This window comes from Gordonia sp. L191 (assembly GCF_030077625.1).
Classification (GTDB): Bacteria; Actinomycetota; Actinomycetes; order Mycobacteriales; family Mycobacteriaceae; genus Gordonia; species Gordonia polyisoprenivorans_A.
Genome location: NZ_CP125996.1, coordinates 4,862,832 through 4,882,990 on the forward strand (window position 1 = coordinate 4,862,832; position 20,159 = coordinate 4,882,990).

The window sequence follows — 20,159 nt, forward strand, 5'->3', positions numbered from 1 at the left end:
CTGCCCTCCAAGGGATCTGCCCCTGGGGTGATTCACCGGAGTACCGGGGAGAATCCTCTGCCGATACACCGGATGTGAAGCCAACCGCATCCCACCGCCTGGCCGCAAGTAGTCGAACGACAGTCACCAGTGATTGTCCGGATCTTGAGGCCACGAGAGGCAGATGGACGTGGTAATCGATGACATCCCAGCCTGGTCAGATCGCAGCGGAGAGCGGATTCACCCTCTTCGATGATCTGGAGATCCACATGCAATTCGCACCGGTGTGTCGATTGCACGACGGCGCCGTCGCCGCCGTCGAACTCACCCTGCGTGGTCCCACCGGGACGCGCCTGGGTACTGCAAGAGCACTGCGTCGCGCTGCCCGTCTGATGGAACAACACCAGGTCCTCGACCGCCGCAGGAACGAGTATGCGGCCACGCCGACGGCTCAGTCGATCGCCAAGATCCTGCCGTTGCTGGTGCCGATGGACCTCGAACTCATCGACGGCCTCGACGACGACACCCGCGAACGGCTCGAGCAGCGAGTGCTCGTGGTACTCCCCGACGCCGTCGAACGCAGTCCCCAACGCACCCTGGCGCGGGTCGCCCGGGCGCGGCAGGAAGGACGCATCGTCTGCGTCGACGGCCTGACCAGCAGCGATCAGGCGGCGACCCTGCTCTCACTCGTGGAACCCGACATCGTCATCACCGGCGCCGACCTCCTCGACGCCATCATCGAACCCGACGGCACCAACCTCGACCCGGCCCGGCTGGCGCACACCCTTGCCGCGCACACCGAACGTTCGCACGCCGTCGTCATCGCCGACGGTGTCGACACCGATGCCAAACGCGTCGCAGCGATGACCCTGGGTGCGTCCTTCGGGACGGGCGCGCTGTATCCGTCCGTCGAGTCACCGGCGGCGCTGCAGACCGCGACCGTCGTCGCACTGCCCGAGCTGCCCGTGTGGTCGTCGCCGCCGCCCGAGGCGGCCACGCCCTACGCCATCGCCTCGGCGTCGCTGACGCCGCGGCTGGGCAACAAACGGCTGCTGATCGAGATGAGCAAGGCACTCGAGGAGCAGGCAGCGATCGGCGGTGCCGCCGTCGTCGTCGGGACCTTCCAGCACGCCCGGCATTTCACCGAGCGCACCGCAGCACGCTGGCGTGCCATGTCCGAACGGACCGGGCTGGCCGGCGTGTACGGGGTCGATCTCGTCGACGTCCGCGACGGCAACGTGCATCGCGCGCCACTGGCCCCCGACGACGACCTGGTCGAGGAGTGGAACGTCGCCGTGCTCGGTCCGCACTTCGCCGCGCTGCTCTCGGCGCGCGATCAGCACTGCGGCGCAGACGATCTGGATCGCACCTTCGACTTCGTCCAGAGTTACGACCGGCTCACCGTCACGCAGGCGGTGCATTCGATCCTGCAACGCTTCGCCTGAATCACCCGCCCTGCGCGGGCATACCACCGGTGATGCTCAGCCTCACCTTGCTTGCGCAGCGCGGCTTTCGGCGTTTGGGTGGGTCCATGACCCCTCTCGACGGCGCGGCTGCCGAGCACGATCCGGCAGAGCCGCCGCATCAGCATTCGGGCGAACCCCATGCCGTGGGATCGCTGTCGAATCGCCTCAACTGGTTACGCGCCGGCGTGCTCGGTGCAAACGACGGCATCGTCTCCACCGCGGGAATCGTGATCGGTGTGGCCGCCGCGACCACCGACCGGGGACCGATCTTCACTGCGGGAATCGCCGGGCTCGCAGCCGGGGCGGTGTCGATGGCGCTCGGTGAGTACGTGTCGGTGAGCACGCAGCGAGACACCGAGAAAGCGTTGCTGGCCAAGGAGAGCCGTGAACTCCGGGAGCAGCCGCAGGCGGAATTCGACGAGCTCGTCGGCTTGTACGAGGAGAAGGGGCTCACGCACGAGACCGCGTGCCGCGTGGCCACCGAACTGACGGCCCGCGATGCCTTCGAGGCCCACGTCGATGTCGAACTCGGGATCGACCCACACGAACTGACCAAGCCATGGCTGGCGGCCGCGTCGTCGGCGGTGTCGTTTCTCAGCGGGGCGCTGCTGCCGATGCTGGCGATCCTGATCCCGCCCGCGTCGCTGCGCATCCCGATCACCTTCGCCGCGGTCGTCGCCGCGCTGGCGATCACCGGATTCACCGGCGCTCGGCTCGGCGGCTCGTCACCATGGCGACCGGTGTGCCGCGTCGTGGTCGGCGGCGCGATAGCGATGATCGTGACCTTCGCGATCGGGCGCCTCGTCGGGCATGCGGTGGGGTGAGCGGCGGAACCAGCAACGGTGCACGGGGTCTAGAGGCCCGGCGCCTGGTGCGCCGGGCACCTCGACCATCCCCCGATGGTCGAGGAGCGATAGCGACGAGCCTCGAGACCACCTGCCGCGGTGCTGGTTCCGAACCACCACACCCCGAGCGCACGCGACGGAAACCGTCAGATCGGCATCAGGAAGTGCTTGCGCGGGGTGCGGATCATCTGCTTGTCCCGCAACTGCGCCAACGCTTTCCGTAGCTGGAGTCGGGTTTCGGCGGGTTCGATGACGGCATCGATGTAGCCGCGCTCGGCGGCGAGGTACGGCGTGGCCATCATCGTGTTGTAGAAGTCGATGAAGTCGCGACGAACCTTATCGGCCTCGGCGGCCGACAAGCCCTCGGTCTGGCGACGGGTCAGCACCGCCGCCGCCGATTCCGCACCCATCACCGCGATCTTGGCCGAGGGCCAGGCGAAGTTGAGGTCGGCGCCGAGTTGCTTGGAACCCATCACCGCGTACGCACCGCCATAGGCCTTGCGCAGCACCACGGTGATCTTCGGGACGTCCGCCTCGACGTAGGCGTAGAGGAAGCGGCCCGAACGTCGGATCGTCGCCTTCTGCTCCTCGGCCAGACCCGGGAGGATGCCCGGGGTGTCGACGAGGAAGATCAGCGGGATGCCGAAAGCGTTGCAGATGCGCACGAATCGCGCAGCCTTCTCCGACGAGTCGGTGTCGAGGGTGCCCGCCATCACGCTCGGCTGGTTGGCGACCACCCCGACGGCATGTCCGTCGACGCGCGCGTATCCGGTGATGATGTTGGGGGCGAACAACTCTCCGACCTCAAGGAACGCACCGTCGTCGAACAGCTTGATGATGATGTCGTGCATGTCGTAACCGGCGTTGTCGTAGTCCGGCATGAACGAGTTCAGCGAGAGATCGGAGTCGGTGATCTCGGGCTCGAGCCCGGGATTGATCACCGGCGGCTTCTCGTAGCAGCTCGACGGCATGTACTGCAGATACTCGCGGACCCACTCGAACGCGGCTTTCTCGTCGGCGGCGACGTGGTGGATATTGCCCCACCGCGCCTGATTGTGCGCGCTGCCGAGGTCTTCGGCCGAGATCTCTTCGCCTGTGGTCTGTTTGATGATGTCGGGACCGGTGACGAACATGTACGACTTGTCCTCGACGGCGACGAGGATGTCGGTGTTGGCCGGGGTGTACACGGCGCCACCGGCGCACTTGCCGAGGATGATCGAGATCTGCGGGGCGAGCCCGGACAGCAGGTCGTTGCGCCGACCCATCTCGGCGTACCAGGCGAGCGAGGTCACCGCATCCTGGATACGCGCACCGGCCGAGTCGTTGATGCCGACCATCGGGCAACCGATCCTGCCGGCCCACTCCATCAGCGCGGACACCTTGCGCCCGAACATCTCTCCGACGGTGCCGCCGTGCACCGACTGGTCGTGGGAGAACGCCGCGACCGGACGTCCGTGCACCAGACCATGACCGGTCACCACGCCGTCGCCGTATCCGGTCTCGGCGGCGCCGGGCATCTTGGCCAGGGCACCGATCTCGATGAAGGTACCCGGGTCGAAGAGCATCGCCAGCCGCTCACGCGGGGAGAAGATGCCCTTCTTCGCACGCTTGGCGACCGCCCTCTCCCCGGCCGGCTCCTTGGCGAGTTCGAGCTTGGCCCTCAGGTCGGCGAGTTTGGCTGCGGTGGTGTCCATGTGATCCTCTGCGTGGTCCGCGGTGTCGCGGTCTGTCACTTGCTGGTGGTGGAACCGACGGTACCGAGTCGGCGGGTCAGGTCGGCGCCGATTCTGCCGATATACGGCTCATCAACGATCGACAGGTGATCGCCGCCGATGTGGATGATCTCGAGGTCGTCGACCACCTCACCCCACCGACCGTCTTCGTCGATCTCCGCCCACTGCGGCTCGAGTTCGATTGCGCCATCGTGCATCTTGTCGGCGCGATACAACACGACCTTGCCGCCGTAGGGTGTCGGGGAGATGTTGGTGAGCGCGCGGTTGTCGATGAACGAGGTGCGCTGGTGCTCGATGATGCCGCCGGGAATCTTGGTGCCCGACATCGACATCATCTCCATGATGATCGCGAACTGCCCCTCGTCGTCGGCCTCGACGAGCCGATCCATCGGGATCGGGATGTCGGCGTCGAGATCGTAGTTGCGGATCGCGAAGTCCTTCCACCGCTCCAGTCGTGCCCGCTTGGTGTCGGGGGTCTCGGCAACATCGTGTCGGGGACGGACGACGTCGATGAGACCGACGAAGTCGATCTCCTCGCCTGCGTCGCGCAACACCTGCGCGGCACCGTAGGCGAGCGCGCCGCCGAGCGACCAGCCGACCAGAACGTACGGGCCGTGCGGCTGCACCTCGCGCAGGCGTGGCATGTACTGCCGCACACGCTCTTCGATGCTGCCCTCGACCCTGTCGAAACCGATGACCGGCACCGACTCCGGCAGCCGCTTGAGCAGCGCCTCGTACGCCGAGGTGTTACCGCCGGCGGGGTGGAACAGCAGCACCGGCGTCGGGTCACCGGCCTGCGGGTCGTAGGTCTTCTTCCCGTCGATCAGTCGCAGGTAGCGCACGAATCCGTCGGTATCGGCGGCCGCGTCGAGGAACTCGCGAACGTAGTTCGACATCTCCTCGATGGTCTCCGAATCGAGGATGTCCTCCACGTCAATGTCACCACCGGTGCGCTCGTTGAGCTTGTCGGTGAGGGCTTGTGCCACATCCTCTTCGAGGACCGGCAGCTTGTTGAAGATGCCGCCGGCCGAACGCTTGGTGACCACCGCGTACACCCCGAAGGTGAGCCGTTCGGCGGCGTCACGTGGCGGGACGTCGGAGCCCGCGGCCTCGGCGACCGCGGCCTGCGAGGTGAGGTCGGCGGGCTTCTGAGCGCTGTCGGCGGGAGCCGGAGCGCTGTCGGCGGGAGCGGGGGCGCTGTCGGCGGGAGCTGGGGCGGTGTCGGCGACGGAGGGAGCGCTGTCGGCGCGTTTGGCGTTCTGCTCGTCGATGTAGGCGTTGAGCGCGGCGGTGTCGAGTTCGCCTCCGCCGGCGGCATTCTCGGCGAGGTCGTCCAGTTCGTCACGGTGATGGACCGCGTAGTTCACGAACTTGGAGACGTCGGAGAGATTCGCCTGCCGCATGGCCTGAAGTTGCAGCTGCGGGATGTCGAACTCGAATTCGACGCGATTCTTGATGCGCACGGCCATCAGCGAATCGAGGCCCAACTCGACGAGCGGGATCTCGCGGGGCAGATCCTCCGGGTCGTAACCCATGGATTCACCGACGATGATCGCGAGCCGGTCGTCGATCGACTCGCCGGATTGCGGATCCCACTTGTTGCCGATGTCGTCGATGATCTCGTCCTCGACGACCACCGAGTTGTCGATGTAGCCGACCTTGCGCGGATCGATGGCGCCGTCGGCGGGCTGGAGAGCACTGTCGGCGGGTTGGGGGGCGCCGTCGGCGGTACCGGGGACAGTGGCGCCGGTGACGACCGCCTCGAACAGCAGGCGGAAGTTCTTGTCGTGCTTGGCATGGACGGTCACCGACGCACCACCAGGGTGCGGGCTCAGCGTCGTCGTGAGCGTGCCCTCGCCAGCACCGGCACCGACCGCGCCGTGGGCCACCGCGGCACCGACCGTCGCCTCGGCGAGGACCTGTGCGGCCGCGGCACGGACCAGCTCACGCAGGTCGGTGACCGCGCCGGCGTTGACCTCCCAGGCATGCCGGCCGTCGGGCAGCGCCACGTGTGCACCGGGGATCGATCCGCTGCCACCACCGGAATTCACGGTGGCCTTGAGCCAGTACGGCTTTCGCTCGAAGCGGGTGCGCGGGATGTCGGCGAACGCGCGGCCGGCACCGGTGCCGAACAGCGACGCGACGTCCACGGCGTGACCGTGCACGTACAGCTTCATCAGGGCATTGATGACGCCGAAGCTCTCGTCTTCCTTGCGGCGCAGCGTCTCGATCAGCTCGGCGTTCTGGAGTCCGGCCGAGAACGTCACCGCCGCAACGGAGATCAGGACCGCTGGGTTGGGCGAGAGTTCGAGGAAGGTGCGGTGACCGTTCTCCACCGACTTCGCGATGGCCTGCGAGAACCACACGCTGTGGCGCAGTCCCTTGAGGAAGTAGTCGATGGTGTGCACCGGCTCGTGTCCGGGACGATAGAAGGTCTCGCGGTCCACCGAGCTGTAGAAGCCGACGGTCGGGCGCAGTGGTTCGATTCCGGTGAGCTCGTAGGCCAATTCGCCGAGCAGCGGGTCCATTTGCGAGGTGTGGCTCGCACCCTTCGTCTGCAGTTTGCGGCCGAGTTTGCCCTCCTTCTCGGCGCGCTCGACGATGGCGTCGACCTGCGGCTCTGGACCACCGATGACGGTGTGAGTCGGCGCCGCATAGACACAGATCTCGAGGTCCGGGTAGTCGACGAGGACGTCGTTGATGTCCTCGGCGGAGTACTCGACGAGCGCCATCAGCCGGATGTCGTCGCCGGTGAGCATCGACTCACCCTCACCCATCAGACGCGAGCGCTGACAGATCACCCGTGTCGCATCCTCGAGCGAGAGACCACCACTGATGTAGGCGGCCGAGGCCTCCCCCATCGAATGCGGTACCAGCACACCGGGTTGCGCGCCGAAGTGGCGCAACGTGTCGGCGAGTGCGACCTGGATGGTGTAGATGCCGACCTGGCTGGTCTCGATGCCGTAGGTCTGTGCGTCGTCGAGGAACATCTCGACGATGGAGTATCCGAGTTCGCGCTGCACGAGGTGATCGACGCGGTCGGCGTACTTGGCGAACACCGGATTCTCGGTGTAGAGCTGTTTGGCCATCTTGCGGTGCTGCGATCCGAAGCCGCTCAGCAACCACACCGCCGATGCGGCATCCGGCGAATCCGCCGAGTACACAAGCGGATTGGCCTTGCCCTCGGCCACCGCACGCACACCCTTGACGGCGTCCTCGTGGGAGCGGGCCATCACGACGGCGCGCGACCGCCCGTGGTTGCGGTGCGCGAGCGCCCGTCCGATGTCGGCGAGCGGGGTGGCTTGTCCGGCATCGGATTCGAGCCACTCGAGCAGATCGGCGGCCGCCTTGCGGCGCCGCGACGGCAGGAACGCCGAGATCACCAGGGGCACCACCGACCCGTCGACCGCGCATGGCGCGAAGTCGTCGGCCGGATCACGTTCGGCGACAACGGCATCGGCTTCAGGAGCGACCGACTGCGCGGCGAGTACCGCACGTTCGGCCTCGGTGAGGAAGTCCTCGTCGTCGTCGAGGTCGGCGGCCGGTGTCTCGGCGGCGGCCGCGTCGGCCAGATCGGCGACGGCGGCCGGTTCTTCGAGGTCGCCCGGGAGTACCTCGCGGACGATGACGTGGGCGTTGGTGCCGCCGAAGCCGAATCCGGACACCCCCGCGATGGCGTGCCCGGAGTAGCGCGGCCATTCGGTGATCTCGTCGGTGACCTTGAGTCCGGTCGCCTCGAACTGGATGTAGGGGTTGGGTCCGGCGTAGTTCAGGGACGCGGGAATCTTGTTGTGCCCCATGGACAACACGACCTTGGCCAGTGCCCCGGCGCCGGCTGCGGACTCCATGTGCCCGAAGTTCGTCTTGGCCGATCCGAGCAGCGCGGGGGCGCCGACGACACGTCCGCGACCAACCACCCGGCCCAGTGCGTCGGCCTCGATCGGATCACCAAGGATGGTGCCGGTGCCGTGCGCCTCGACGTAGTCGACCTGACGCGGATCGAGTGCGGCGTCGGCATACGCCGATCGCAGAACCTCCACCTGCGCTTCGGGATTGGGCGCGAAGATGCCGTTGGAACGGCCGTCGGAGTTGACTGCCGTACCCGAGATCACCGCGAGGACCTGATCGCCGTCGCGGCGGGCGTCGGCGAGTCGCTTGAGAACAAACAGACCGCCGCCCTCGGAGCGCACCATGCCGTCGGCGTCGGCGGAGAAGGCCTTGATGTGCCCGTCCTTGGCGACCGCGCCGATCGTGTCGAAGCCGACGGTCGCCGCCGGGGTGAGGATCATGTTGACACCACCGGCCAGGGCGACCTCGGACTCGCCCGAACGCAGGCTCTGCACCGCCTGGTGGACGGCCACCAGCGACGACGAGCACGCGGTGTCGATGGCGACCGACGGGCCGTGGAAGTCGAAGAAGTAGGAGACGCGATTGGCGATGATCGAGGTGGCGGTGCCGGTCAGGGCGTAGGCCGCGGTCTCGTCGGAGCCCTCACCGAGGCCGAGCGCGGCCATCAGCTGGTAGTCGTTGGTGGAGGTGCCGACGAAGACGCCGACGCTGCCGCCCTTGAGATCGCTGGCCGGGATGCGTGCGTGTTCGAGGGCTTCCCACGTCAGTTCGAGCGCGAGCCGCTGCTGCGGGTCGACCATCTCGACCTCGCGGGGGCTCATCTGGAAGAAGTCGGCGTCGAACGACTTGACGTCGTCGAGGTATCCGCCGCGCAGGTTGCGCTTCTCGAGGACCTCGGCCATCCGCGGGTCGGCCTTGAACTCGGTCCAGCGATCGTCGGGGAGGTCGGAGATGCCGTCACGGCCCTCGATCAGGGCCTCCCACGTCGACTCCGGCGACTGACCGGCCTTCGGGAATCGCGTGGAGAGCCCGACGATGGCGATGTCGTCGGCGTCGCTGCGCTCGCGCTCCCAGAAACGGTCGTCGTCGGCGTCGATGCCCTCGTCGGGATCGCCCTCGATGATGCGGGTCGCCAGCATCGCGATCGTCGGATGGTTGTAGGCGACGGTCGCGGTGAGGATGACGCCGGTCTTGTCCTCGACGTCGGCGGCCAGCGCCACCGCGTCACGCGAGGACAGACCGAACTCCTCCATCGGGCGGTCATCCGAGATCTGATCGGCCGGTACACCGGTGGCCTGCGCCACCCAGTCACGCAACCAGTCGCGTAGTTCGGAGACGGTCAGCCCACCGGCGGTCTCCCCGTCGGTGCTGGTGGCGTCGACCTGGTTGTTCGGCTCGTCGTTATTCAGTTCAGACATCGTTTCTCAGGGTACTTGGCGACGGCTCGATGACCGCGCGGGTTCGTGACGGCGGCCGGCCGACGCGGAGGGTGTGCGGCGAAAGGCTTCGCTGCGCTACACGCCCGCATCTGGGAAGGCCGTCTGCTTGTACCCACCTCGCAGGCTGCCGTCGATGTAGGCGGCCTTGGTCGCGCGGCGGGCGATCTTGCCGCTGGAGGTGCGTGGGATGGACCCGGCGGGGACGAGCAGGATGTCGCGGGCCATGACGCCGTGGCGTCCGGCGATGGCGGCGCGCACGGTGTCGGCGACTTCTTGCGGGTCGTGGCGTTTGCCCGGTCCGCGCTCGGCGACGATCACGAGTTGCTCGGAGGCGTCGTCGGGGTCGAAGGTCAGTCCGCTGGTGGATTGTTCGAAGACCACCTTGGGCAGTTCGTTGGCCGGGACCGCGAAGGCCGCGACGAATCCGGGGCGCAGGGCCGGACTGGCTTCTTGCGCACTGAATTCGAGGTCCTGCGGGTAGTGGTTGCGGCCGTCGACGATCACCAGGTCCTTGACGCGGCCGGTGATGTAGAGCTCACCGTCGAGCCACACACCGTAGTCGCCGGTGCGCATCCAGGTGGCGTCGGCGGGGGCGCCGTCGGTGTGGCTGTTCTGCGCGAGCGGGGTGGTGATGGTGTTCTCGAAGGTGTCCTTGGTTTCCTGCGGTTTGTTCCAGTAGCCGGCGCCGATGTTGAGGCCGTGCAGCCAGATCTCGCCGACCTCCCCGTCGGCCTTCTCGATGCCCACACCGTTCTCGTCGTATTCGGCGGCGTCGACGATCGCGGCCCACTGGCTGAGCGCGACCTGTCCACAGGAGACCTGGGCGACGGCGTTGGGCGCGTCGGAGTCGATGACCTTCATCCGGCCGGCGTTGAGTTCTTCGCGGTCGACGTAGATGACCTTGGCCTCGTTGTCACGTTGGGTGGCCGACACGAACAGGGTGGCCTCGGCCATGCCGTAGCACGGCTTGATCGCGGTCTTGGGCAGTCCGTACGGGCCGAATGCCTCGTTGAATTTCTTCATCGAGCTGACGGTCACCGGTTCGGAGCCGTTGATCAGGCCGATGACGTTGGAGAGGTCGAGCTTCTCCCCTTCCTTCGGCAGGCCGCGGGCGGCGGCGTGCTCGTAGGCGAAGTTGGGGGCGGCGGCGTAGGTGGGTGCGTTGTCGTCGTCGGCGGCGAGTTCACGGATCCACCGGCCGGGCCTGCGCACGAAGGCCTGCGGGCTCATGATCGTGATGTACTTGCCGCCGAGAGCGGGCAGGATCACCGTGAGCAGGCCCATGTCGTGAAACATCGGTAGCCAGGTGACGCCGCGGGCGTTGCGGTCGATCTCGATGCAGTCGTAGATCTGCAGGACGTTGGCGGCCACCGCCTGGTAGGTGATCTCCACACCTGCGGGTACGCGCGTCGAGCCCGATGTGTATTGCAGGTAGGCGACGGTGTCCTTGTTGTGGTCCTTGCCGGCGATGGGTGCGACCCAGCTCGAGCCGACCGAGTCGGGCACGGCGTCGACGGCGATGACGCGGGGACGTTCCTTGGCCGGGCGGTCGGCGAAGAAGTTGCGCACCGCTTCGGCGGATTTGGTGGAGGTGAGAATCGCGGTCGGCTCGCAGTCGGAGAGCACCGCGGTCAACCGGTCGGTGTGACCGGGCTCGTCGGGGCTGAACAGCGGAACCGCGACGTTGCTCGCGTACAGCGCGGCGAAGAAGCCGATCACGTATTCGAGCGATTGCGGGGCGAGAATGGCGACGCGGTCGCCGTGTTTGGTGACCTGTTGCAGCCGTGCCGCCACTGCACGGAGTCGCTTGCCGAACTGTGCCCAGGTGAGATCCTGACGTTCGCCCTCGCGCTCCCGGCTGTAGTCGATGTAGCGGTAGGCGAGTGTGTCGGCGGCATCGCGGACGTTGCGCTCGACGTAGTCGACGAGTGTCGCGTCCTCGGTGAAGTGCAGCTGACCGTTCTCGTCGAGGAACTGCTCAAATTCAGTCTTCAGCATTCATTACTCCTGTGGCCCCCACGTTCCTGCCCCCATTTGGGCATATCGTGCGTACCTCGTGGCACACCCCGCGGCGCCCGACCGCGCTGCTCGGTTCAGTGTGACCCTCGGGTCGTTCCTTGCCGTGCACCGGTGGTCGTGTCGGTACCCATTCGTCCGTGGACCGCGTCGGTCGCGGTCGCACGACACTTCCCAACCCTTTCACTCACTTCGTGATCGTCATGTCCACCTTGACTCCACCGCAGTGCGATCACTCCACTGCAGCAGCCTTTCACCGGCGGTTGTCGTGCGGCTTCCTGCCCCCGGACCGAGGACACACTTTACTCTCCCTTGAGGAGCGAAATGACCGGCGCGAAGGCATCCATCTGCGTCGGGAACACCCCGACGTAGGACATCGAGGTGCGCCGCCGCACCTCGCGGATCTGCTCGGCGATCTCCTCGAACGATCCGATTGCGATGTACGGCGAGTTCAGCACGTCGTCGACGGTGAACTCGGTGTCGCGTTCGATGTTCGGCGGATACCCCTGCTCGAGTGCCTTGAGCGCCATCTCTGCAGTGGACTGCCGGTCGTCGGTGATGACGATGACCGCGATCGTCCAGTTGAGCTCGATCTCGGCGAACCGGTCGCCCGCGGCCTGCCGGATGCGGTCGACCCGCTCGGCGGTCTTCTCGATGGTCATGTCCGACAGCTTCATCCGCCCGTCGGGGGTGGTGCCCGGCGCCACGGAGATGATGTCGGCGTGCTTGGCGGCCAGGGCGAGCATCTTGGGTCCGCCACCGCCGACGGCGATCGGCGGGCGCGGCCCCTGACGCGGTCGCGGGCTGCCCTCGAGCCCCTTGATCTGGTAGAACTCGCCGTCGAAGTCGACGGTCTCCCCGCGCATGAGCTTGTCGAGGATCGTCAACGATTCATCGAGCCGCCGGATGCGCACACCCGGGGATTCGAACTCGATGCCCGCCTTGTCGAACTCCTCCTTGAGCCAGCCCGCACCGATCCCGAGTTCCAGGCGGCCCTTGCTCAGGACGTCGATGGTGTTGGCCTCCTTGGCCAACAGCGCCGGATGCCGGAAGCCGTTCGCGAGCACCGACGTCGCCAGCCGGATGCGGTCGGTGGCCTGGCTCAGCGCTCCCAGAGCAGCCAGCGGGCCGACCTGGTTGCCGAGGTGATCGGGTACGGCGAAGGTGTCGTATCCGTATTCCTCGGCGGTCTGGGCCAACTTCACGAACTTGCGGGCACCGCCCTCGTCCTTGTTGCCCTCACCACCGGCGCCGAACCGGAACGCGCGCAGCGTGGTCTCGCCGCCACCGGTCCCGGTGGTCTCGCCCTGGGTCATTGTGGTTCTCCTCGTCGCGTTCGCGGCGTCGTCATGAGCTCTCGTGGCCGTGCGGGGCGTCCCCATTCCGCAGGACACCGCCGAGCCAGCCCACAACGTTAATGCAGCAGGTCGGCGCCGCCCAAACGGATCGGTCCCCGCTCAGCGCCTTCCCAGACACGCCGCAGCACGCGACGCCGCGACGTGGGCGCTCAGTTGTGCGCCGGACGCGGGGCCTCGTCGATGAGTCCGTTGACCCAGCCGCGCATCCACTGGGTCGCGGTCGCGCCGTCAAGAGACCAGTACCGCGGCGTCGCATACATCGCGTGCACCGGGTTGTTGATCGCGCTCGCCAGTTGGCTCACGGCACTCAACGGATTCGACGCCGTCGGTGCGTCGCAGATGAGATCGCCTGGGGCACAAATGGATACGACCTTGCTCTGGAGATCCCCGAAGCCACCGGGACGCGGGCCGGTCATCGTGGTCCCCGGCACCAGCGACCCCATACCCGCGAGCGCGATCTCGGCACCGACGCCGGGCGGGTTGGGCCCGATGTCACGCTGATCGCCGGGCTGACGGCGACCGTCGGCGATGAGTCCGACCCCGAGGACGAGGTCGGCGTCGGCCTGCGGCAGGACGTTCCCACGACCGTTGCCGATCGCCGAGGCGAGGTCGCCGCCGATGACCGCACCCTGCGAGAAACCGACGATGACGTAGCGCGTCAGCGGGCAGTGCTCGTGGGTGGAGATGATCTTGCCCGCGGCACGCTTGTAGCCCTGGGTACGCGAGTCGTTGTAGCTGCTCTGCCGATCGTTGAGGTTCGCGGGATTCCGGAACTCGGCGATGTAGGGCACCGTGTAGACCTCGGTGCGCGACTCGGGGAATTCACTCTTGATCGCCTTGGAGACGCGCAGCAGCAACGATGCCGGCTTGGACGTCGGGTTCAGCGGGTCGTCGTTCGGCGTGGACTCCCAGGTGCCCGGGATCACCAGCGTCAACACGTCGGCGCAGTCGGCGGGCTGGGCCTCCGGTCGGTTCGGTGGCGTCGTCGTCGATGGGCCACCACCGCGCGGCGGTGCCGGCGGGCCCTCGACGATGCCCTTGATCCAGATCACGATCAGCACGATCGCGATGACGGCGATCAGTGCGACCGCGAGCATCAGCAGGCGCAGCGCACGTGAGGTCCGTGAGCGTTTCTTCCGGGCGTTCACAGGTCGGTTGCCGCTAGCAATAGTTGTCCTGGGCGGCCTTGATCACCTTGTCGGCCTTGGCATTGGCCTCCGCGGTGTTCTGGGTGCCGGGCGCGACCAGTGCGGTGACGTACGCCTTGGTGGTCACCGGGTCGGTGTTCTTCTTCTGCGCGTCGCAGACGTAGGTGGCCAGCGAGAGCGCGACACCGTTGTCGGTGTCACCGAGCAGCGTGACGTTCTGGCTGCGCAGGGCCTGCAGGTATCGCTTGGCCTTGTCGTCGAGCGGCGCTCCGTCGGGCGCGGTGAGTTGTCCCGATGCCGGCGCCGCCGAACCGGGCGTGGTGGCCGGCAACGCGGACCCGCCGGTGGTCGAGGTGGCGCCGACCGAGGCCTGGCCGGATTCCGGCGTGCTCGACGCCGAGGCACTCGACGGCGCGGAGTACAGCGACGTCGTGGTGACCGGATTGCTGGTGATCGGGGCGCTCGCCGTGGAATCGTCGGAACACGCCGCCAGTGATCCCAGCGCGAACGCCACGCCGGTCATCAGCACACCCAGCCTCAAGAACTTCGTCATCATCTCTTCCTCGTCACGCATCACCGATGCCGCCTCGAACCCTCCGACCCCTGGCTCGACCGGGCCGCGCCGGTGACCACGTACACACATGTGGTGGTTTGTCCCAACCGCCAGCAAGGCTACCCAACAAGACGGACATCATTCGTCACCGGAGCCACCTCACCTGCGCAAACATTGCGATTCCACAGTGAGATCTCAGGACGCACACACGCGGCACCCGATGTCCGGTGCCGCGTGTGTGAGCTGGATCTATCGCGCGAGTTGCGCACCGCCCTTCGGCGACCAGTTGATCCGGCCGTGCTCGAAGGTCTGTGTCTTGCCACCGTCGCGACCCCACGGCATCTCACCGCTGGTCGGCAGACCGAGCTTGCCGCCGGGTCCGCCCGCGCCGACGTAGGCGCCGCCGATCGCACCGCCGACCACCTGCGGCCCCTTCGGCCCGGTGATGATCCGCCCCTCGGCGAAGTCCTGGGCACGCCCGCCGGGTACCCCGTACTCCGGCGTCAGGCACACTCCGAGCCGAGCCGGGCCGGCGACCTTCTTGAACGCCGGGCTGACCCCGCAGGCCACCTTGTCACCGTTGAGACCGAGCGCCGCGGCCGCCTGCGGCCATGCCTGATGCATCTCGAATTCCCAGTAGGGCCAGGTATGGGTACCCGACGCCCGGTAGACAGCCTGCCCGGGAATTCCCAACTGGTTCAACTTGATTGCGAACTGCTGCGAGGTGACCCGGGAGAGCAGCTCGAGTCCCACGCCGGAGTAGTTGGTCGCGAGCATCGGAATGTCGGACGGTTTGTCGTACGGGCCGACCATGCCGTTGCCCGACGAGATGTAAAGGCTCGTGCCCCGCAGTTTGTCGGCGAGCAGGTACGGGTCGTGGGCCTTCCACTCCGGATCGCTGGGCGGGCCGAACATCTTCATCGCGTCGTAGCCGCCACCGTCACGCAGGGCGAACTGGATGGCCTGCGGCATCCCGTAGGACGTCAGCTGCAGGATGCCGGAGAACGACGCGGCGAACTTGTAGTACCCGGGGTTGCGTGCAGCGAGCATCATGGCCGCCGAGCCACCCATCGAGAGCCCCTCGATGCCACGCACATCCGTTGAGCGCCAATCACCCTCGATGATCGGTGGGAGCTCGTGGATGAGGAAGGTCTCCCACTTGTAGTTCTTGCCCTTGTCGGTTTCCTTCCAGTCGGTGTAGAAACTCGACTCGCCACCGATCGGCAGGATGACGTTGACGTTCTTGTCCTTGTAGAAATCGACTACGTCGGTGTTGAGAACCCAGCCGCTCTGATCGTCCTGCGCACGCAGACCGTCGAGCATGGTCAGCTGCGGGAACCGCGCCGTCGGATTGGCCCACCAGTCACGGGCCAGCAGAATCTGGACCTGGATCTCGGTGTTCATCGACGGGGAGAACACCCAGAGCGCGACGCGACGGTCGGTGTACCAGAACACCTTGGTGACGCGGGCGGGCTGGGTCGGCGCCGGAGAGGCCGCGGGGGTGGCCGCCGGGGCCGCGGGGGTGGCCGCCGGGGCCGGGCTCGCTGGTGCCGTAGGCGCCGCCGGACTCGCCGGGGCCGGGGCCGGCGCCGGGGCGCCGACGGCGTCCTGCTGGCCGATGAGGGCCCAACCGAGCGCCACCAGCACGACCACCACCATTGTGATGACGACTCGTGGCGTTCGCCTGCTCTTCGCACCGCGAGCGGCCTTGGGTCCACTCGTTCGCCCCGCACTCACTGTTCGCATACCCTCGCGCTCCTTCGCACCCCTGATGGTCGACGCATCGCGGTCGGCGACCGCGTCGACTCAGTGGCCCCTCAAGTCACAGAAATCTCACTGGTGTCATTACGCCTCAGGTGTTTCTTACACGTCGCACCCCGCGTTGGCGCGACGCCACGCTGTGGCGGGTGAGATTTTTGTGACTTCTGTGATGAGAGTTGCGTGGATTGCCGGTCATGCCGGACCAACGAGACAACCCCGGCCGACACCGTGTGGTGGCGGCCGGGGTTGTCCCGTGAACTCAGTTGATCAGTCGAACTCAGTTGATCAGTTGAAGAAGCCTCGCGAGTAGGCGTTCCAGACCATGTCCTGCCAGTAGCCCCAGGCGTGGGTGCCGTTGGCGTAGTAGCTCATGATCGGCAGGCCGTTGATGAAGGCGAGTCCTTCGAAGGCCTTGGCCTGGGTGAACGCGAGGAACTCCAGCGTCGAACCCTTGAACAGGTCGTCGAAGACGTTCGGCAGCGCGTTGTACTTGCCGAAGAGTCCGTTACCGGAACCGACGAACAGTTTCAGGCCCTGCATGCGGTTGATACGCAGCGACGGGTCGTTGTCGTACCAGCGGCCGTCCCACGGCGGACCCCACATGGCGTCGACGTTCCACGGCTGCGGCGCGACGTCGAGCATCGCCAGACGGATCATCGTGTGCATGCCGGGGGCACTGAGGAAGTTGTAACCCGACAGCGAGCCGGCGGCGTAGTAGAGGTCGCGACGCTTGGAGGCGAGGACCAGCGCGGCGTTACCGCCCATCGACACGCCCATGATGGCGTACTTGCCGTTCTTGCCCTGGAATCCGTTGGCCCGGAGTGCCTGCGGGAGGCGGTTGTTGATCACGCACTCCCACATGTAGCGGCTCTGCTGGCCGTTGAAGTTACTGGGCGCGTTCCAGTTGGTGTAGAAGCTGGCCGGTCCACCGATCGGCTCGACGACATTGACGCCGCGATTGACCAGTTCCTGGACGTTGGTGTTGATCTCCCAGCCGGAGAAGTCGTACTGGGCGCGCATGCCGTCGAGCAGGATGACGGTGCGCTTGTTCTGCGGCTTGAACCAGGTACGCACCTGGACCTTGCCGGGAGCCATGGACTTGTTGCCGAAGGCGCCGTTGGTGGGCATGCCGCAGGCATCGATCCAGAGGGTCTTCCGGAAGCCCGTGCCATTGACGCGTGCATCGGCCTGGCCCGTTCCGACCACTGCTCCGATCAGACCCGCGACGGTCATCACGGCGACAACGATCGCCACGAACCGTGCACTGAGTCCCGTGGACGCCTTCGGTTTCAGTTCACCTACACCCATCGACCTGCATTCTCCCTCTGTCACCGGTTCCGACGCAGTCACACCATCGCGTCGAACTCCGGACTACACCTCTGCGACGTCCGATCCCCCACACCGAACCCTCGCGCTTCTTGCACACGAGGAACCCCCGGCAGCCTATTGCAGCCACCGAACCCTGACAAACTCTGTGATGTCTCTCACAGCTCTCTCAGGTTGGTGCGGACGGATCGGTCCCACCGCATTCTCACGGTCGGTCTATCGGTCGCACTGCGCGGCACGTTACCGATTCGAGATAATTTCTCGCAACTTCCTCTGATGCTGCGCGCAGGTTCCTCACAGCGTCCGCGCTTCCGCGGTCAGCGCGGGTGGATACGCGGAGGCATCGTCAAACCGCAGTGCTCGATCTCGTATTCGGGGTTGCGGTCGATGCGATAGTCGGTGAACGTGAACGACTGGATCAGGTTGCTCTTGAACCGCTGCCACGTCCACGGCGCCTCGTAGGAGGCGATCCGATCCCGGGTGGCCGGGCACGTCAAGGCCACCTGCGCCTGACGGACGACGTCCTCGTCGAGGAACCCGGGCAGGATCGGAGCCCGCGGAACCGCTCCGGCTTCGGCGACCACCCACTCGGTCGGCAGTACCTTGTCGTGACCGATGCGGCCGTCGTCGAGACGCTCGGTGTGCGCGGCGATCGGATACGCCAGCCCCATCTGGTCGATGACCCGCACGTTGAGCGGCGCATTCATGCTCGTCATGCCGAGATTGAGGAAGAACACCGTCAGATGGCGCTTGTCCTGCGGGGTGCTGGCGGGCAGGCGGGCGATGTACCACTGGTCGTAGTCGAAGGACGCGATCAGCACACCGCCCTCCTTCTGATACTGCGCGATGTCCTCGACCATCGCCTTCATGCGCGGATAGTCCAGGTAATCCTTGGCGGTGACCGGGTTCTCGATGCCCATGTTGGTGACGTAGAAGCGTCGCTCGTCGACGATGCCGCTGCGGCCGATGTCGATGCCGGCGTTGGGCAGGACATCCTCGTGGACGATCGCCGCCCAGGCGATGGTGGTGATCCACATGGCTGCGAGGACGGTCGAGCCAACCAGTTGCAGGCGTGTGCGGCGGGCGCGCAGAGCGCCGTCGGTGTCAGCGGGAGCGCCGTCGGCGTCAGCGGGAGCGCCGTCGGCGTTAGCGAGAGCGCCGTCGGTGTCGGCGGGAGCGCTGTCGGCGTTGGCGGGAGCGCCGTCGGTGTCGGCGGGAGCGCTGTCGGCGTTGGCGGGAGCGCCGTCGGTGTTGGCGGGGGCGGGCCGGCGGGTGCGGCGGAAGGCCGCGGCGACACCGCGAACCGGGATGGTCACCGGAATCACCATGAGCGGCAACAACATCACGAACAGCGGTGTCAGCAGGACGCGGCCGTGCATGAAGTCGCCGCCCTGACGCAGCCAGTACAGGCCGACGATGAAGCCGGCGAGCACCATCGCGGTGACCACCGCGCCCGGTGTCTGCAGACGCCGCGACCACGCGGCCAACCGGGCACGCATCGACCTCGGGGCCTGCGACGCCGGCTCGGGCCGGGTGGGGCTGAGCTTGCGTGCGCGCACCCCGACGGCGAGCAGGATGCCCGCGACGAGCGCGAGGACGACCGGCAACAGCAGCGTGTAGGGCCCGAAGAGGTTGGCCAGGTAGAGGAAACCCTGATGCCACTTGGAGCCGCTGGCATCCTTGGCGACGGCCGGGTTGGGAACCAACAGGGCGTAGTAGCCCATCCGGAAGATCTGGTAGCCCACCGGGAGGATCGCGGCGACGACGACGATGCCGACACGCATCTTCCACGACTGGGGCGCCAGGAACACCAGCACCAGCGCGATCCCGCCGATGACCGTGAGCTCGGGGCGAACCAGCGGTGCCAGTCCGGCCCAGAAGGCGAGGAACAGCGTGGCCGCCGAACCGGCTCGCGTCGCGTCGGCCCCGGACGGGCGCCGACACCAGGAGATCAGCAGGCACCACAGCACCGCGGCCCAGAAGATACAGAGCCCGTTCTCCAGGCCACTGGTCGCGAAGTCGCGTGCCGGCGGCAACGCGATGTAGATGATCGGGCCGAGCGGAAGCAGCAGGGTGTACCCGTCGCCGGTGATCCCACCGAGGCGTCGGCGCAGCAGGCGGGCGGTTCCGTACATCGCGATGGGTACCGCCGACACCGACAACACCAGCGCCACCCACAGGGCGACGTACTCGAGTTGGCCGTCGGTCACCCACGCCCAGAACCACAGCAGGTAGGTCCACGCCGTGGAGGTGTTGGCCTCCACCCGCTCCCCGGCGTTGAACACCGGCCCGTTGCCCGCGAACAGGTTGCGCAGGGTGCGCAGCACGATGAGTCCGTCGTCGGCGATCCAACGCCGCTGCCACGCGCCGATGGCGAAGAATGTGGTGACGGTGATGGCACCGATCAGGAAGCTGATGACGGCGGTCCACTCGCGGCCACCCCAACGGCGCCACGCGCCCACGTCGACCGTGCGCTTCTTCTCGCCGACCGTGCGCTTCTTTACGTCGACCGTGCGCTCATCTTCATCGACCGGGCGCTCATCTTCATCGACCGGGCGCTCGTTGTCGTCGACCGTGCGCTCGTTCGCGCCGACCGTGCGCTCCTCGTCGGGCTCGTCGCCGCCGAGATTCAGGCGCAGCCACTGGGTGGGCGCGTCGTCCTCGGGCAACTGCCCTCGCCCGTGAT

Annotated in this window: 11 protein-coding genes; 2 read left to right on the forward strand and 9 right to left on the reverse strand. The window is 67.0% G+C overall.

The genetic code is table 11. The features are described 5' to 3' along the window. Positions 1-179: 179 nt before the first annotated feature. Entirely contained in the window at positions 180-1,424 is a 1,245-nt protein-coding gene (locus QNM97_RS21930) for a DICT sensory domain-containing protein (RefSeq protein ID WP_283820316.1), read from the forward strand. 86 nt (positions 1,425-1,510) lie between these two features. Then, the gene (locus QNM97_RS21935; RefSeq protein WP_283820317.1) at positions 1,511-2,269 is read left to right on the forward strand and encodes a VIT1/CCC1 transporter family protein; all 759 of its coding nucleotides are present in this window, start codon (positions 1,511-1,513) and stop codon (positions 2,267-2,269) included. Between the two features lie 167 nt (positions 2,270-2,436). Here the strand turns inward: QNM97_RS21935 and QNM97_RS21940 are convergent, their stop codons facing one another. The 9 genes from QNM97_RS21940 to QNM97_RS21980 all read right to left on the reverse strand — a co-directional run bounded on the left by QNM97_RS21940 (position 2,437) and on the right by QNM97_RS21980 (position 20,142). Beyond that, entirely contained in the window at positions 2,437-3,984 is a 1,548-nt protein-coding gene (locus QNM97_RS21940; RefSeq protein ID WP_208793694.1) for an acyl-CoA carboxylase subunit beta, read from the reverse strand. Positions 3,985-4,019: 35 nt separating this feature from the next. Further along, positions 4,020-9,290 carry a polyketide synthase Pks13 gene (pks13, locus tag QNM97_RS21945; RefSeq protein WP_283820318.1) on the reverse strand — a complete coding sequence of 1,757 codons (5,271 nt, stop codon included), beginning with the start codon at positions 9,288-9,290 and terminating at the stop codon, positions 4,020-4,022. A gap of 96 nt (positions 9,291-9,386) precedes the next feature. Continuing rightward, complete coding sequence (gene fadD32, locus QNM97_RS21950) at positions 9,387-11,309, reverse strand: long-chain-fatty-acid--AMP ligase FadD32 (protein WP_208793693.1); 1,923 nt, start codon at positions 11,307-11,309, stop codon at positions 9,387-9,389. Between the two features lie 320 nt (positions 11,310-11,629). Beyond that, positions 11,630-12,643, reverse strand: a complete 1,014-nt coding sequence (locus tag QNM97_RS21955) for an LLM class F420-dependent oxidoreductase (RefSeq protein ID WP_283820319.1) — start codon at positions 12,641-12,643, stop codon at positions 11,630-11,632. A gap of 191 nt (positions 12,644-12,834) precedes the next feature. Beyond that, positions 12,835-13,833 (reverse strand): cutinase family protein, encoded by a 999-nt coding sequence (locus QNM97_RS21960; RefSeq protein ID WP_283820320.1) that lies wholly within the window; start codon positions 13,831-13,833, stop codon positions 12,835-12,837. Positions 13,834-13,846: 13 nt separating this feature from the next. Then, on the reverse strand, positions 13,847-14,386 hold the full coding sequence (locus tag QNM97_RS21965) for a DUF732 domain-containing protein (protein ID WP_338836998.1): 540 nt from the start codon (positions 14,384-14,386) through the stop codon (positions 13,847-13,849). Positions 14,387-14,635: 249 nt separating this feature from the next. After that, positions 14,636-16,045: an alpha/beta hydrolase-fold protein gene (locus QNM97_RS21970; protein WP_283823282.1), complete on the reverse strand. Its 1,410-nt coding sequence runs from the start codon at positions 16,043-16,045 to the stop codon at positions 14,636-14,638. Between the two features lie 387 nt (positions 16,046-16,432). Continuing rightward, positions 16,433-17,455: an alpha/beta hydrolase gene (locus QNM97_RS21975; RefSeq protein WP_208793691.1), complete on the reverse strand. Its 1,023-nt coding sequence runs from the start codon at positions 17,453-17,455 to the stop codon at positions 16,433-16,435. A 335-nt stretch (positions 17,456-17,790) separates the two neighbouring features. Beyond that, complete coding sequence (locus tag QNM97_RS21980) at positions 17,791-20,142, reverse strand: arabinofuranosyltransferase AftB family protein (protein ID WP_283820321.1); 2,352 nt, start codon at positions 20,140-20,142, stop codon at positions 17,791-17,793. Positions 20,143-20,159 lie beyond the last annotated feature (17 nt).